Below are 14,583 nucleotides of genomic sequence, written 5' to 3'. Positions count from 1 at the left end.
TCACGACTGACACGCACCGCTACTCCGAGACAGGACCTAGGCGTGACACGATCGTTCCCGTGTCCCCCGACCTGACTTTCGCCCTGCGGTTGGCCGACGCGGCCGACGCGATCACCCGTTCCCGCTTTCAGGCCCGCGACCTCGTGGTCGAGCGCAAGCCGGACCGCACGCCGGTGACCGACGCCGACACCGCCGTGGAGGACGCGGTGCGCGCGCTGCTCGCCGAGGAGCACCCGGGGGACGCGGTGGCGGGCGAAGAGCGCGGCGGGACTGTCGGCGCGGGCCGTGTGTGGGTGCTCGACCCGATCGATGGCACTAAGAACTTCCTGCGTGGGGTGCCCGCGTGGGCCACTCTTATCGCTCTTGTGGACAACGGCTCGCCTGTCGTTGGCGTGGTAAGCGCCCCCGCGTTGGGCAGGCGGTGGTGGGCGGCGCGCGGCGCGGGCGCGTGGCTGTCCCGGGACGGCGGCGCCGCGGAGCGGATCTCCGTGTCCGGGGTGCGCGCGCTGGACGACGCTTACCTGTCGACCACGCACCTGGGGTCGTGGGTCGAGCACCACTCACGGGCGAGCTACCTGTCGCTGGTGGACGCGTGCTGGGAAAACCGGGCGTTCGGCGACTTCTGGCAGCACTGCCTGGTCGCCGAGGGCGCCATCGACCTCGCCGCCGAGGCGATCGTGAACCCGTGGGACGTCGCGCCGCTGCAGGTGCTCGTCGAAGAGGCGGGCGGGCGGTTCAGCGACTTGCGCGGCGAGCCGCGCTTCGACGGCGGCTCCGTGCTCACCTCCAACGGGCACCTGCACGACGCCGCGCTGGGCCTGCTTCAGCTCGACTGAGCCGCCGGGAGGACGCCCACCGCCCCGCGCATCACCTGCGACCAGGTAAGCCTGCCGAACAGGTAATGGCAGGCCACCTGCTCGTTGGTGAACCGCGCCCAGTCGTAGCGGTTGCCCTGCTCGCGCCAGAACACCTCCCAGCCCGGCGACTCCCCGTCGGTGTCGTGCAGCAGACACCAGGTGTTGTCCGCCTCCACGCCGACCGACACCACCTCCGGCGGGATGCCCACCTGCGCCAGCAGCTCCACGATCGTCCCGGCGTTCATTGGTCGGCCTCCTCAGGGAGATCGGTGATGTCGGCGAGGTAGCCCAGAGCCACCAGGTCCGCGGCGGACTGGGTGGTGCGGTAGCGCTCGCCGCCGCCCGGCTGCCCGAACCATGGGGCGGACACCGCCCGCCAGACCGGCAGCGGCCGCAGCACCCGGTAGCGGTGATGGCCCGCGGTCAGGTGGGCGGGCGGGAGCGACCGGCGGGCGAAAGCGGTGCCGTCCGCGGAGAACACCCGGCCCTCGGGGGTGCCGAAGCGGTCGATGACGGTGTCCTCGGACAGCACTTCCGGCTCCCCGGGAGCGGTGCCGCCCTCGGGGTACAGCTCGCCGGGCGGCCACGCGTACTCGCTGGGCGAGTCGTCGTTCGGGTCGTAGGGGCGCACGAGGAACCGGCGGTCCCAGTCCCGCTCGTGCTGCCCGGCGAGGGGGTCGTAGCCCTCGGCCAGTTCCGGCGCCTCCCGGCCGGGCACTGGGTCGACGCGGCCGACGACGGCGGCCTGGTCGATCAGGTCGGATCGCGGGTGGTCGCCGGGCTCGAACCGCAGCCCCGCCGCGTAGTCCCATTCCTCCGGTGGCGGCGGCACCTGCCGCGCGGGCTGGTGGGAGGCCACCGGGAGGTGCCCGATGGGGAACTGGTGGACGAGGAACAGGATCACCGCGTCGTCGCGCTCACCGCGCTGCCGTGGGGTGGGCTCGGGGGCGAGGGCGGTCGGGGGCGGAACACTGGGCTGGCCCGCGTCCGTGAGCTGCCTGCCGCTCGACTCGAAGCCGCCACGGGCTCTTACCGCGTCAGAGTCAGCCGAACTTCCCGCACCGGGATTGGCCGCTGGACTACCTGTGCTCGGGTTTGGGCTACCTGAGCCAGGACTTCCCGGAACACTCCCGCCAGGACTACCGGCTCGCGGAGCATCAGGTCCGCCGACCACCGACCCGCCCGATCCCGGGGGGAGGAACTGGCCGGGGACGCCGACGAAGCCCACCGCAGGCGCCCCGCCGGGCGGGGTGGGCGCTTCGGCGGCCGCTGCCTCGTCGGGGTCCGCGAACGGAGTGGCCGCGAGCGGGTCCGCCCCGGTGTGCCTGCCGGGGGCGGGGGAACCGGCAGGCGCGGCCTGGGTGGGCTGGGCCGCGGCGGAAGCGCTCTTGCCACCGGGTTGGGCCGTGCCCCCGCCGGGCTGGACCGTGCCCGCGGGCGCAGCCTGGATCGCGCCGGGCTGAGCGGGGATCGCGCCACCTTGGGCGGCGCGCGGCCCGAACGCGGCGACGGGACCTCCACCGAGTGGGGAACCACCTCCACCGCCGAGTGGAGCACCACCACTTACCGGAGCCCCGGTAATCGGCGCACCTGCCTGCGGAGGACCCGTAAGAGGTGAGCCGGTAACGGGGGCTGCGGGCTGAGCGGAGACCGGGGCTTGGGCGGGAGCGTCCAAGACAGCCGCCGAAGCCGCCTGGACGGTGTCGAGGGGGATGCCGGTCGGCGGTGTCGGGGCGTTGGCCAACGCCTCGGCGGTAAGCCCGCCGTCGAGTGGGCCAGGCAGTCCCACGGCCGGGCCGTGCGCCTGTCCACCCGGGTCCGCGAGGCCGTGGGCCACGCCCTCGGCCGAGTCCGCGACCCCGTGCAGCGCTCCGGAAGCGGTGTCCTCGACACCGTGCACGACCTCGCCGTCGACCACCCCGTTCACCGTGTCAGCCACGCCGTGCAGAGCCCCGGCAGCGCTGTCCGCCACGCCATGAACCACCCCGCCGCCATTGGCCGCGTTCGCCACGCCGTGCAGCGCTCCGGAGGCGGTGTCCGCGACACCATGAACCACGCCGCCGACACCGTCCGCCACTCTGTCCGCCGTGCCCGCGACGCCGTGCAGCGCCCCTGCCGCGGTGTCCGTGACGCCGTGAACCACCCCGGCCGCGGTGTTCAGCACGCCACCGGTGGCTCCCTGAACCGCGCCGGAGGCCGTGTCCGCCACCCCGTGGACCACGCCCGTCGCGGTGCCGACGATCCCCGTGACGGCGCCCGCCAGCCCGCCCGGCTCCTTGCCCGCCGGACCCGCCGGGGCGGCCACCCCCTGCACCGTGTCCCCGACCCCAGTGACCACGCCGGTCACCGTCTCGGCGACGCCGCTTACCAGGTTCCCGAGTAGACCACTGCCCGCGGGCCCGGCCGCTCCCCCGCCCGCCAGCGGACTGTGAACCCCCGGATTGGCGTTGACGACGTCGCGCACCAGCGACACATCGCCGCCGCCGGGCTGGACCGCGCCGACCAGGGTGTCCTTGATGTGGGCGATGTTCGCCGCCGTGCCGCGCACCGCGGCGTCCAGGCCGAGCAGCGCGCTCGGGTGGCCCGCCGCGGCGGCGCTGTTGGCCGCGTCGGTGTTCTTGGCGAGGGCGACCAGGTTGCGGACGATCTCGACCTTGGCCGCGCCGATCTGGTCGGCGGCGTGCTCCAACCGGTCGGCCGCCTCCGCGCAGCCCGCGACCGTGGCGGTGAGGTGCCCGGTGTCGGCTTGCACGAAGGTGCCCCAGTGCCTGGTCGCGGCGTCCGCGGTGTCTCCCTCGATGGCGGTAAGCGCTGTGCGGGCAGCGCTGTCCGCCGCGCCGGTAAGTTCGGCCATCCGGCTTCCCGCGTCGCGCCAGGCCTGCGCTGCCTCGCGCATCTTGTCCTCGTCGGCTTCCGGCCAGTGGACCCCTGCCGCGGCGGCCACCTCTGCCAGTTCGACGGGCAGTTCGATTCCCATCTCGGGCCCCCTAGGCGTCCACAGAGCCGATGATCTGGGAGTTTCCCTGTTCGTTGGCCAGATAAGCCTCCGCGGTGGACCGGAATCGGCCGCCGACGTCACCGAGCTTGCCGGGCAGGGCCTCGATGCCGCCGAGCGTGCCATCCGCGGGCGCGGTGTGGGTGGCGGCGAAGCTCAGGCCGATCTCGTCGGCCCCCCAGCACTGGCCCGCCGCCGCCAACCGGTCGGCGAGTTCCCGGTGGACCGCGGCGACCTGTTCGGCCAAGCCGTCGAACTGGCCCGCGTGGTCGGCGAGCCGCTCGGCCCGCACCTCGTACCCGGTCATCACGGCCTCCCCGGGGCGCCCGGCTCCAGCCAGGTCATGTTCTCGAAGCTCTCCTCGTCGGCCTGCGGGCGCGGCGGCGTGAGTTCAGCCGCGGTGAGGTCGGCGGTGCCGCGCAGCAACGCCTCCGGGTCGGTGCCCGAGGGCAGGACCGGGGCGACGGCGTGCCCGGCGGCGCGGGCGGCGAGCGCGTCGGCCGCTGCAGTGGTGCGGACGATCACGGCGGCCAATTCGGCCGGACGGTAGGCCCGATAGACATTTTCCTGCAAGACCAGCGCGGTAAGCGCGCCCTGCGCGGACACAGTGGCGGTGACTAGTCCGCACGGGCTGGTCACCGACTCGCTGATGGCGGCGAGGGCCTGGTGCACCTCCGCGAGTTGCTCGCGGCTGCGCCGGTAGTCGGCGAGGAGGTCCTCGACCTGGGCTCGGTGGTCAGCCACCACGGCCACCTCCGCTGGGTAGTCGGCACCGGCACGGTCCCCGGTCGCGCGTTGGACGCCCGGATCCCACTCCCGGTTCCACCCGGTCGGGGAAAGTCAGCCCAACCCGGCGAGGATCGCGGCGTGCGCCGCGCGGGCCAGCGGGCCGCCCACCGCCGAGCGCGGGCCGCCGTAGGACTCGGCGGGTCCGTCGACCGGGCAGAGCAGCACGGTCGCGTCGGTGCACGTGCCCGTCCCGGGAACTCCGCGCTCGAACAGCGCCTGCGCCTTGGCCTCTGCCACGGTCGCGACAGCATTGACTAACGCTGCCTCGGATAGCCGCACTGGCAGCACGCAGACAGCGTTGATCGTGCCGATCGTGTAATCCTGCGCGGGCTCCGCTTTGGCGGCCCAGGTCGGCGCGCCGCCAATGCCGGTGGTGACGGCGGCCAACACTCCGGTGTCCACTCGGCACACGACCTCGCGCACGTCCACGGCGGTGAGCAATCCGGTGCCCGGCCCGGTGAGGCCGAGGTGCGCGGCGATCTCGGCCAGGTGGGTGTCGGGGTCGGCGCGGTCGTAATCGTGCGGGACGGTCGCGTTGAGCACCCAGGACCGCTCGCCGATGCCCCCGCCGAGCGGTCCGGACGAGATCGCCAGCCAGGGCCGGGCCGCCCGCCACACCAGCACGGGATGCCCGCCGACAAGGTGCGAGCCGGGAGCCATCGCCGGGTCACCAGCGGCTAAGAGCGCGCCGGTAGGGCTGTCGTCCTCAGACAGAGTCGTCATCCCCAGCGGTCGTCATCCGCAGCAGTCGTCATCCCCGCAGCGCGCGCACGACCCGCGAGGGACTCGGCCTGCCCAGCCGTTCGGCCATCCACGCGCTGGTGTCGGCGAGCTTGTCCAGGTCAACGCCGGTCTCGACGCCGAGGCCGTCGAGCATCCACACCAGGTCCTCGGTGGCGAGGTTGCCGGTCGCGGACTCGGCGTACGGACAGCCGCCCAGTCCGCCCGCCGACGAGTCGACGGTGGTGACGCCCAACCTGAGCGCGGTAAGCGTGTTGGACAGCGCCTGGCCGTAGGTGTCGTGAAAGTGCACGGCGACGGCGTCGACCCCGACACCGGCCGCGGCGACCTGCCCGAGCACGGCCTCGACCTGCCCCGGGGTGGCGACGCCGATGGTGTCGCCGAGGGAAAGCTGCGAGCAGCCCAGATCCATCAGCCGCCTGCCGACAGCCGCGACCCGCGCCGGATCGACCGGGCCCTCCCACGGGTCGCCGAAGCACATCGACACGTACGCGCGCACATCGAGCCCTTCGGCCCTGGCGCGGGCGACGACCGGCTCGAACATCGCGTACTGCTCGTCCAGCGTGCGGTTGAGGTTGCGCTTGGCGAAGGTCTCGGTGGCGCTGCCGAAGATCGCGATGTGCTGGACGCCCGCGGCCAGCGCCCGGTCGAGGCCGCGCTCGTTGGGGACCAGAACCGGGTAGCGCACACCGTCGGCTTGCCGCAGCCGCGCCAGCAGGTCTTCCGCGTCGGCGAGCTGGGGCACCCACTGAGGGTGCACGAAACTGGTCGCCTCCAGCACGCCAAGCCCGGCCGCGGCGAGCCGGTCGAGGAACTCCAGCTTCACCTCGACCGGCACCACCGCCTGCTCGTTCTGCAGTCCGTCGCGCGCGCCGACCTCCCAGATCGTCACCCGGGACGGCAGGCCAGCCGCGGGGACGACCGCGGGCAGGCCCACCTCGCGCGCGCCCACCGCTAGCGCCGTCCGCCGCGGGGCTCGCCCGGCGGGTACTGCTGAGTCGGCGGGGCCTGGCGGTGGAAGTCGTCGTGCGGGTTGTCGTTGACCTCGCGGTAGAGCAGCGTGTGGACCTTCTCGACGTTGGGGATGTCGTCGAACTCCAAGGGGTCCTGCGAGCTGGACTCGATGATCAGGGTGCCGCAGCCGACGATCCGGTCGATCAGGCCGTGCTCGAAGCGCACGCTGCTGATCCGGGAGAGCGGGATGTCGATGCCGTTGCGCTTGATCACGCCCTCGCGGGCCATGACCCGGTCGGTGGTGACGATGAAGTGGGTGGTGCGCCAGCGCACGAACGGCACGAAGAACAGCCAGACGATCAGCACCAGCGCGACCGCGCCGATGATGATCCAGGCCACCATCGCCCAGTCCAGGTCCTGGGCGAGAATGGCGAGCCAAATGCCCAGGCCGATCGTGACGATCAGGACCAGGTAAGGCACCAGCAGCATCTTCCAGTGCGGGTGCTTGTGCAGCACGACGCTCTCGCCGTCGCTGAGCAAGTCGTCGGGGTATGCCACGGTTGTCCTCCCGATCATCACTGATGACGCGGGTTACCGTACTCGCGGAACGCGCCCGCGGTCCTGTGGACTGTCCAAGTAGACCGAAGGCCGGTCAGCGTGCCGCGCGCAGGTGGACCACATCGCCAGCGGACACCGTCCGCGCGACCCCTTCCACGTCGAGGACAAGCTGACCGTCGTGGTCGATGTCGGTGGCCAGTCCCTGCAAGTCGGTCCCGTCCGGCAACTCCACCCGCACGCGTTGGCCGATCGTGGAGCAGTTGCTGCGGTAGTGCGCGAGCAGCCCGGAGGTGGCCAGGTCGCCCTGGGCGCCGCGCCAAGACTGCTCGGCCTCGGCGAACGCGCGCAGCAAGGCGATGGCGACCTCCGTGCGGTCGGCGGAGCCGCCTTCCTGAGCCAGCGACGTCGCCGGGAGTCCACCCGGTCCTACCGGCACCTCGGTAGGCAGCGGGCCCACGTTGAGCCCGATCCCCACCACCACGGCGGGCTCGCGGCCCGCGCTGGCCTCGGCGAGCACGCCAGCGCACTTGGCCATGTTCGCGCCTGCCAGCAGGTCGTTGGGCCACTTCAGCGCGGCGAACACCCCGACGTGGCGCGCGGTGCGGGCCAGCGCGACCCCGGCGACCAGCGCGAGCGAGCCGAACCGGGCCGTGGGCACGCCGTCTGGCCGCAGCAGCACGCTCAGGTAGAGGCCGGACTCGGGCGGTGACACCCAGTCGCGGGCGCGTCTGCCCCGCCCGGCTGTCTGCTCCTCGGCGATCAGGACCGTGCGGTCGGCCGCGCCCGCCGCGGCCGCGGCCACCAGGTCGGCGTTGGTGGAGCCGGTGGAGGGCACCACGTCCAGCGCGGCGTAAGGGCCGACCAGAGCCGCGCGCAGGGCCTCGACGTCGAGAGCTGCCATGGGTAAGAGGGTAGAGCCGACCCCCGGGCCCGGCCGGTCGGAGCAGGACAACCGGGCCGGGGGCGGCGGTGCGAGCTTGCTGTCTCCAGTGCGCTGGAGGTCAAGACCGGTGGTGAATAGGGGTGATGTGTCCAACGCATTGCACCTGTGTGGCCCCCGGGGTCGCTAGGCTGCCGGGCCATGAGCAGCGCGACCGAGCCGATCGGGCAGTCTCCCGTGGACGAGCCGGACATCCACACGACGGCGGGCAAGCTGGCGGACCTGTACCGCCGCAACGAGGAAGCCGTGCACGCGGGGTCCGCCCGCGCCGTGGAGAAACAGCACGCCAAGGGCAAGATGACCGCCCGCGAGCGCATCGACATGCTGCTCGACCCCGGGTCGTTCGTCGAGCTTGACGAGCTGGCCCGGCACCGGTCGACCAACTTCGGCCTGGAGAAGAACCGCCCCTACGGCGACGGCGTGGTCACCGGCTACGGCACGGTCGACGGCCGCCCGGTGTGCGTGTTCAGCCAGGACGTGACCGTCTTCGGCGGTTCACTCGGCCAGGTGTACGGCGAGAAGATCGTCAAGGTGATGGACCTCGCCATCAAGACCGGCCGCCCGATCATCGGCATCAACGAGGGCGGCGGCGCGCGCATCCAGGAGGGCGTGGTCTCCCTCGGCCTCTACGGCGAGATCTTCACCCGCAACGTGCGCGCCTCGGGCGTCGTGCCGCAGATCTCGCTGATCATGGGCGCGAACGCGGGCGGGCACGTCTACTCCCCCGCGCTGACCGACTTCATCGTCATGGTCGACCAGACCTCGCAGATGTTCATCACCGGCCCGGACGTGGTCAAGACCGTCACCGGCGAAGAGGTGACGCTGGAGGAGCTGGGCGGCGCGCGGACGCACAACACCAAGTCCGGTGTCGCGCACTACATGGGCGCCGACGAGGAAGACGCGATCTCTTACGTCAAGGAGCTGCTGTCCTTCCTCCCGTCGAACAACCTTTCCGACGCGCCGGTCTTCCCCGGTTTCGGCGAAGAGGGCGCGGTCAGCGACAACCTGACCGACAGCGACCGTGAGCTGGAGACGCTGATCCCGGACTCGGCGAACCAGCCCTACGACATGCACGAGGTGATCCACCGGGTCGTCGACGACTGCGAGTTCCTGGAGGTCCACCCGCTGTTCGCGCCGAACATCATCGTCGGCTTCGGCCGGGTCGAGGGGCACAGCGTCGGCGTGGTCGCCAACCAGCCCACCCAGTTCGCGGGCTGCCTCGACATCGACGCTTCGGAGAAGGCCGCGCGGTTCGTGCGCACCTGCGACGCGTTCAACATCCCGGTGCTGACCTTTGTCGACGTCCCCGGCTTCCTCCCGGGCACCGACCAGGAGTGGACCGGCATCATCCGCCGCGGCGCGAAGCTGATCTACGCCTACGCCGAGGCCACCGTCCCGCTGGTCACCGTGATCACCCGCAAGGCGTACGGCGGCGCGTACGACGTGATGGGCTCCAAGCACCTCGGCGCGGACATGAACCTGGCCTGGCCGACCGCGCAGATCGCGGTCATGGGCGCGTCCGGGGCGTCGAACATCCTGCACCGCAAGACGCTCAAGGCCGCGCTCGACGCGGGCGAGGACGTCGACGCGCTGCGCGCCAAGCTGGACCGCGAGTACGAGGACACGCTGCTCAACCCGTATGTGGCCGCTGAGCGCGGGTACGTCGACTCGGTCATCCCGCCATCGCACACGCGCGGGTACGTCGCTCGCTCCCTGCGCATCCTGCGGGACAAGCGTGAGACCCTGCCGCCCAAGAAGCACGGCAACATCCCGCTGTAAGGAGCACCCGGTGAGCGAGCTCGCGAGCGAGAAATCGACGCAGTGCGCAGGCGCGCGCGGCCACCGATCTTGTGAGGTGGCCTCGTGAGCGACGACGACCAGGTCCGCCCGCTGCTGCACGTGGTGCGCGGCGAGCCGGACGATGCCGAGCTGGCCGCGCTGACCGCCGTGGTGGCCGCTGCCGCCACGGCGGGCGGCGACGCGCCCGAGCCAACCGCGCCCAGCGCGTGGGCGGCGCGTGACACGCTGGTGCGCCGCCCGCTGCCGCACGGCCCAGGCGCGTGGCGGGCTTCCGGGCTGCCGCGCTGACCTGAGCTTGATCCGAAGTTATCCACAGGTTCGCCGTCGCCCTTTCGCCGCGCCTCGTCTCCTGGTGTTCTGGAGTAAGGACACGCCCTGATTTCGGGCGTGCGGGAGCTCCAGGAGGCGAGGTGGGGTCGTGGCCGCCGTGCGCGAAAGCACTCGACGGGCGGAGGTCGGCGGTGGACCGCGCCCTCGCTCGACCCCGGGCCTGCCCGGGGTCCGTGTGGCCAGCACAATCGTCGGGCAGCGCACCCTGCGGCCACGCGATCAGGAGCAGGTTATGACGAGCAGGTCGCGGAGCCCGTGGATGGCGCTCGTGGCGCTGTGCGCCTGCTTCTTCATGGTCATGCTGGACTCGACCATCGTCACCGTGGCGATCCCGGCCATGCTCACCGAGCTCGACGCCACCCTGAACCAGGTGATCTGGGTCAACAGCGTCTACCTGCTGGCCAACACCGTTCCCCTGCTGGTCACCGGCAGGCTCGGGGACCGCTACGGACCCAAACGGGTGTTAGTCGCCGGGCTGGTCCTGTTCCTGGCGGCGTCGCTGTGGTGCGGGCTGTCGACCTCGGCTGGCTCGCTGATCGCGGCGCGGGCCGCGCAGGGGCTGGGCGCGGCGGCGATGACACCGCAGACGCTGTCGTTCATCGCGCGGCTGTTCCCTGCGGAGCGGCGCGGGGCGCCGATCGCGGTGTGGGGAGCGGTGGCGGGCGTCGCGACGATCACCGGGCCGGTCGTCGGCGGGCTGCTGGTGCAGCACGCGGGCTGGCAGTGGATCTTCCTGCTGAACCTGCCGATCGGCGCGGTCGGCCTGGTCATGGCGCTGGCGCTGCTGCCGGACTGGCGGCCGACCGGGCGGATCCGGTTCGACGCCGTCGGCGCGCTGCTGGCCTCGGCCGGGCTGGGGGCGCTGGTGTTCGGGCTGCAGAACGGCCAGCACTACCACTGGGGCCGGATCATCGGCCCGGTCGGCGTGCTGCCGGTGATCGGCGTGGGGCTGGCGCTGCTGGGCGGGTTCCTGCTCTGGCAGCGGCGGCCCCGGCCCGATCCGCTGGTGCCGCCGGGGCTGTTCGCCAATTCCACCTTCGGGTTCGCCAACCTGACCCACGGCGCGCTCGGGTTCGCCACGACGGGAATGTTCTTACCGCTGGTGATCTATGTGCAGTCGGTGCTGGGCATGGATCCGGTCGCCTCCAGCCTCTTATGCGCTCCCATGGCTATTGCGGCTGCTTGCGCGGCGCTGTTAGCCGGGCGAGGGCTGCGGCGGATCGAGGGCAAGAGCCTGATCATGGCCGGGCTCGGCGGCCTCGCGCTGGGCACGGTCGTGCTCGCGGCGCTGGCCGAGCCGGACACCAACCCGCTCGTGCTGGTCCCCGGGCTCGTCCTGGCGGGCGTCGGGATCGGGCTGGTGTTCTCCCCGCTGACGGCCGCGGCGACGTTCGGGCTGCCGCCGCAACTGGTGGGCGCGGCGTCCGGGGTGTTCAACACGTCGCGGCAGGTGGGCGGGGTGCTGGGCAGCGCGACAACGGGCCTGTTATTGCAGGTCGGCCTGAGCTTCTCGGTGCCCGCCGCGGCGCGGGAGCACGCGAAGCTCCTGCCGCCGCGCTACGCCGACGAGTTCGTCGACCGGATCAGCGAGGCGGCCGACAGCGCGAGCCAGTTCGGCGGCGCGGGGCCCGCGATCCCCGCCGACTGGTCGCCCTCGGTGGCGGAGAAGGTGCGCCAGCTCGCCACCGACGCGTACGCGCTCGGGTTCACCAACGCGGCCAAGGCGACGCTGGTGCTGCCGGTGGTCGTGCTGATCCTGGGAATGGTGTGCGCGGCGGGAATCCGGACGCCGACTGGGAACGCGAAAAACCCAGGGCTGCCGCACGAGCGGGCGACTCCGTAGCGTCTGATCCATGACGCTCAGGCGCTCCCTGCTCACCCTGGTCGTGTCGGTGCTCGCCGGACTCGGCACGCTTACCGTCCCCGCGATAGCCGCGCCGACGGTGGTGCGCAGCGAACCGGTCTACTCCTATGCCGACGCGGTGCGCGAGACGGTCTGGGTCGACACCGGGCTCACCGCGCCGGACGGCGGCCGGGTCCGGGTCGCCGCCGACATCGTCCGCCCGCGGACCTCGGCGAAGGTGCCGGTGATCATGGACGCCAGCCCGTACTACCTCTCGCTCGGCCGGGGCAACGAGAGCCAGAAGAAGACCTACGACAACGCGGGGAGGCCGATCCAGTTTCCGCTGTTCTACGACAACTACTTCGTCCCGCGCGGGTACGCGGTCGTCCTGGTCGACCTGTCCGGCACAGCCCGGTCCACCGGCTGCGTCGACGTCGGCGGCCGGTCGGAGGTCGCCTCGGCGAAGGCGGTCGTGGACTGGCTCAACGGCAGGGCGACCGGCTACACCTCGGCGACCGGCCCGGCCGCCGCCGCGGCGGGTTGGTCGACGGGCGCGGTGGGCATGATCGGCAAGTCCTGGGACGGCACGATCGCCAACGGCGTCGCGGCGACCGGGGTCGACGGTCTGAAGACGATCGTCCCCATCGGCGCGATCAGCTCCTGGTACGACTACTACCGGTCGTCCGGGGCGGCCTTCACCAACGGCGGCCCGGCGAGCTTGGCTGCCGTGGTGGAGAACGAGCAGGGCGCGGCTAACTGCGGCTCGGTCAAGGCTGCCTTGGCCAACGGCTCGCCGTCGAGCGGCGACCTCACCCCGATGTACCGGGACAGGGACTACGTGCCCGCCGCGGGGAATGTCCGGGCGAGTGTGTTCGTCGTGCACGGAGTCAACGACCTCAACGTCAAGTCCGTCAACTTCGGGCAGTGGTGGGCCGCCCTGCCGCCCACGGTCGAGCGCAAGATTTGGCTGACCCAGGCAGGGCACGTCGACCCCTTCGACTTCCGCCGCCCGGTGTGGGTGGACACCCTGCACCGCTGGTTCGACCACTACCTCCTGGGCCTCGACAACGGCATCGAGGACGAGCCCCAGTCCACCGTGGAACAGGCGCCGGACCGCTGGCGCGACGACTCGTCGTGGCCCGCGGGCGCGCCGGTCACCCTGCGCCCGCGTCCGGGCCGTTCGACCGGGGTCGGCACGCTCGGCGCCGACAGCGCACCAGCCGGGACAGTGGCGGCCCTGACCGACAACGGCAGCACCGAGTACGACTGGATCACCAACCCGACCGTCGCCTCGTCCGCCCGAGTGATCTACCGCACGGAGCCGCTCACCTCCGACCTGCGGGTATCCGGCACCTCGACCATCACCGTGACGGCCACGTCATCAGCGCCCGCCGCCCGAGTGAGCGCGGTCTTGGTCGACTACGGCCCGGCCACCATCCGCCACTACCGGTCCACCGGCGAAGGAATCCGCACCCTGACCACCCGCTCCTGCTGGGGCGAGAGCGCCCCGGGCGACAGCGCCTGCTACCTGGACACCGCGACGGCCACGACCACGGTCGCCGAGAACGTCATCGCCCGCGGGTGGGCTGACCTCGGCCACTACGCGGGCCTGGACCACCGCCGCGTCCTCGCCCCCGACACGGCGTACACGATCACCTTCACCCTGGCCACCACCGACCACGTCATTTCGGCAGGTCACCGGCTCGGCCTGGTGATCGGCGGCGCCGACACCCGGTACATCACCTCGACCGGCGGCTCCCCCCGCCTGACCATCGACCTCGCCAGGACCGCTCTGCGCGTCCCCCTGGCGAACGCCGACTGATCCGCCGAGCACCGGACTCGAAGCCCCATGCGCCACCGAGCCCTTACCCACGAGCGCTCAGCACGGCGTCGACTTCCCCATGACACCTGGTCAGCCCGCTGCGGCGGCGACCGCGGCGACCGTGGCCACACTCGCCGAAACAGCCATGTACACGTCCCGCATCGCCTTGTGCACCCAGTCGTTCTTACCGATTTCCTCCGCACGGGCGCGAATCAGTTTCTTGTCACCCTCGATCACCTTGGTCACGGCTCCCGAAGCGTGCAGAAGGGAGATGAGCACCTTCACGCGCGTGTCCGGCTCCTCGCCGCGCAGCAGCACGGCGCCGATCGCCGCGCGGATTTCTGCCTCGTGCTCGGTGTCGGCCGCGGGCCAACTCTTCACCCGGAAGACGCCGAGCACCTTCGTCTCCTCCCGGCGGACCAGCCCGCGCTCCACCAGTCGGGCGAGAACACCCTCCCGGGCCTCCTTGGAGATGACCTCGACCGCCTTCTGCATCTTCAACGGCTTTTCCGCCAACTTCCGGAGGGCGGCGTCCAGGACCACGTCGCCGGTGGGCGCGCTGTCCCGCACGACCGCGTGACCCTCTTTGGCATCGTCTTCCGGCCCAGCGGGAGCCACCCGGCCGCTGTCGACCAGGTCGAGCAGCACCGCGCCGCCGATCACCAGATCTCGCCGGAGGTTGTCGATGACGACGCGCCCGGACTCGTCGTCCAATAGCAGCAGCATAATGTCTTCGGCAAGAAGAGGCATATATCCATCCTCAATCGTTCGCGTTCATCGGTTAACTCAAATCGGTGGCCGGTCTGCCGCTCAGCCCCTACTTATCTGTGTCTAATCCGAACGCGCAACCGCACGGTTCCCGGTGGGAACGTGGGAGGGAACAGCGAAGACCCTGCTGACCGAGAGAACACCCGACTCGTAGTCGACTTCCCGTGCCAGCAAATCGCAAGAGAG

The 14,583-nt window shown here is 71.8% G+C and carries 13 protein-coding genes and 1 pseudogene; 5 read left to right on the top strand and 9 right to left on the bottom strand.

The window, feature by feature from the left end; translation table 11 throughout:
* The first annotated feature begins 59 nt into the window (after window positions 1-59).
* Window positions 60-836, top strand: coding sequence for a histidinol-phosphatase (hisN, locus tag ACZ6SD_RS07725; RefSeq protein WP_465316128.1), 777 nt, complete (start codon window positions 60-62; stop codon window positions 834-836).
* Here hisN and ACZ6SD_RS07720 read toward each other — a convergent pair.
* From ACZ6SD_RS07720 to ACZ6SD_RS07685, 8 genes are all read right to left on the bottom strand, one after another.
* Window positions 824-1,102, bottom strand: coding sequence for a hypothetical protein (locus tag ACZ6SD_RS07720; RefSeq protein ID WP_465316127.1), 279 nt, complete (start codon window positions 1,100-1,102; stop codon window positions 824-826). The two genes, hisN and ACZ6SD_RS07720, sit on opposite strands and share 13 nt — an antisense overlap.
* Complete coding sequence (locus tag ACZ6SD_RS07715) at window positions 1,099-3,834, bottom strand: glycohydrolase toxin TNT-related protein (protein WP_465316126.1); 2,736 nt, start codon at window positions 3,832-3,834, stop codon at window positions 1,099-1,101. The genes ACZ6SD_RS07720 and ACZ6SD_RS07715 overlap by 4 nt, the downstream gene beginning before the upstream one ends.
* Window positions 3,835-3,844: 10 nt before the next feature.
* A complete protein-coding gene (locus ACZ6SD_RS07710) occupies window positions 3,845-4,159 on the bottom strand; it encodes a WXG100 family type VII secretion target (protein ID WP_465316125.1) in 315 nt (104 codons plus the stop codon).
* Window positions 4,159-4,596, bottom strand: a complete 438-nt coding sequence (locus ACZ6SD_RS07705; protein ID WP_465316124.1) for a YbaB/EbfC family nucleoid-associated protein — start codon at window positions 4,594-4,596, stop codon at window positions 4,159-4,161. The genes ACZ6SD_RS07710 and ACZ6SD_RS07705 overlap by 1 nt, the downstream gene beginning before the upstream one ends.
* Window positions 4,597-4,692: 96 nt before the next feature.
* On the bottom strand, window positions 4,693-5,364 hold the full coding sequence (locus ACZ6SD_RS07700) for an adenosylcobinamide amidohydrolase (protein WP_465316123.1): 672 nt from the start codon (window positions 5,362-5,364) through the stop codon (window positions 4,693-4,695).
* A gap of 28 nt (window positions 5,365-5,392) precedes the next feature.
* Window positions 5,393-6,334 (bottom strand): hydroxymethylglutaryl-CoA lyase, encoded by a 942-nt coding sequence (locus tag ACZ6SD_RS07695; protein ID WP_465316122.1) that lies wholly within the window; start codon window positions 6,332-6,334, stop codon window positions 5,393-5,395.
* Between the two features lie 2 nt (window positions 6,335-6,336).
* Window positions 6,337-6,894 carry a PH domain-containing protein gene (locus tag ACZ6SD_RS07690; protein ID WP_465316121.1) on the bottom strand — a complete coding sequence of 186 codons (558 nt, stop codon included), beginning with the start codon at window positions 6,892-6,894 and terminating at the stop codon, window positions 6,337-6,339.
* A gap of 94 nt (window positions 6,895-6,988) precedes the next feature.
* Window positions 6,989-7,795: a biotin--[acetyl-CoA-carboxylase] ligase gene (locus tag ACZ6SD_RS07685; RefSeq protein ID WP_465316120.1), complete on the bottom strand. Its 807-nt coding sequence runs from the start codon at window positions 7,793-7,795 to the stop codon at window positions 6,989-6,991.
* Between the two features lie 180 nt (window positions 7,796-7,975).
* Between ACZ6SD_RS07685 and ACZ6SD_RS07680 the strand changes: the two are divergent.
* From ACZ6SD_RS07680 to ACZ6SD_RS07665, 4 genes and pseudogenes are all read left to right on the top strand, one after another.
* Window positions 7,976-9,544, top strand: a pseudogene (locus tag ACZ6SD_RS07680) (acyl-CoA carboxylase subunit beta); the annotation flags it as partial.
* A 153-nt stretch (window positions 9,545-9,697) separates the two neighbouring features.
* Window positions 9,698-9,922, top strand: a complete 225-nt coding sequence (locus ACZ6SD_RS07675; protein ID WP_465316119.1) for an acyl-CoA carboxylase subunit epsilon — start codon at window positions 9,698-9,700, stop codon at window positions 9,920-9,922.
* A 274-nt stretch (window positions 9,923-10,196) separates the two neighbouring features.
* Complete coding sequence (locus ACZ6SD_RS07670; protein WP_465316118.1) at window positions 10,197-11,807, top strand: DHA2 family efflux MFS transporter permease subunit; 1,611 nt, start codon at window positions 10,197-10,199, stop codon at window positions 11,805-11,807.
* A 10-nt stretch (window positions 11,808-11,817) separates the two neighbouring features.
* Window positions 11,818-13,629, top strand: coding sequence for a Xaa-Pro dipeptidyl-peptidase (locus tag ACZ6SD_RS07665; protein WP_465316117.1), 1,812 nt, complete (start codon window positions 11,818-11,820; stop codon window positions 13,627-13,629).
* Between the two features lie 90 nt (window positions 13,630-13,719).
* Here ACZ6SD_RS07665 and ACZ6SD_RS07660 read toward each other — a convergent pair whose 3' ends face one another.
* Window positions 13,720-14,379, bottom strand: coding sequence for a GOLPH3/VPS74 family protein (locus ACZ6SD_RS07660; protein WP_465316116.1), 660 nt, complete (start codon window positions 14,377-14,379; stop codon window positions 13,720-13,722).
* Window positions 14,380-14,583 lie beyond the last annotated feature (204 nt).

It is taken from the genome of Actinokineospora sp. NPDC051303, assembly GCF_055586285.1.
This window is presented reverse-complemented; position numbering and strand designations above follow the sequence as displayed.

Bases quoted from the DNA above. Each gene is read 5' to 3' on its own strand.
- ACZ6SD_RS07670 (WP_465316118.1), top strand. From the start codon at position 10,197: ATGACGAGCAGGTCGCGGAGCCCGTGGATGGCGCTCGTGGCGCTGTGC.
- ACZ6SD_RS07685 (WP_465316120.1), bottom strand. From the start codon at position 7,795: ATGGCAGCTCTCGACGTCGAGGCCCTGCGCGCGGCTCTGGTCGGCCCT.
- ACZ6SD_RS07665 (WP_465316117.1), top strand. From the start codon at position 11,818: ATGACGCTCAGGCGCTCCCTGCTCACCCTGGTCGTGTCGGTGCTCGCC.
- ACZ6SD_RS07715 (WP_465316126.1), bottom strand. From the start codon at position 3,834: ATGGGAATCGAACTGCCCGTCGAACTGGCAGAGGTGGCCGCCGCGGCA.
- ACZ6SD_RS07710 (WP_465316125.1), bottom strand. From the start codon at position 4,159: ATGACCGGGTACGAGGTGCGGGCCGAGCGGCTCGCCGACCACGCGGGC.
- ACZ6SD_RS07720 (WP_465316127.1), bottom strand. From the start codon at position 1,102: ATGAACGCCGGGACGATCGTGGAGCTGCTGGCGCAGGTGGGCATCCCG.
- ACZ6SD_RS07700 (WP_465316123.1), bottom strand. From the start codon at position 5,364: ATGACGACTCTGTCTGAGGACGACAGCCCTACCGGCGCGCTCTTAGCC.
- ACZ6SD_RS07660 (WP_465316116.1), bottom strand. From the start codon at position 14,379: ATGCCTCTTCTTGCCGAAGACATTATGCTGCTGCTATTGGACGACGAG.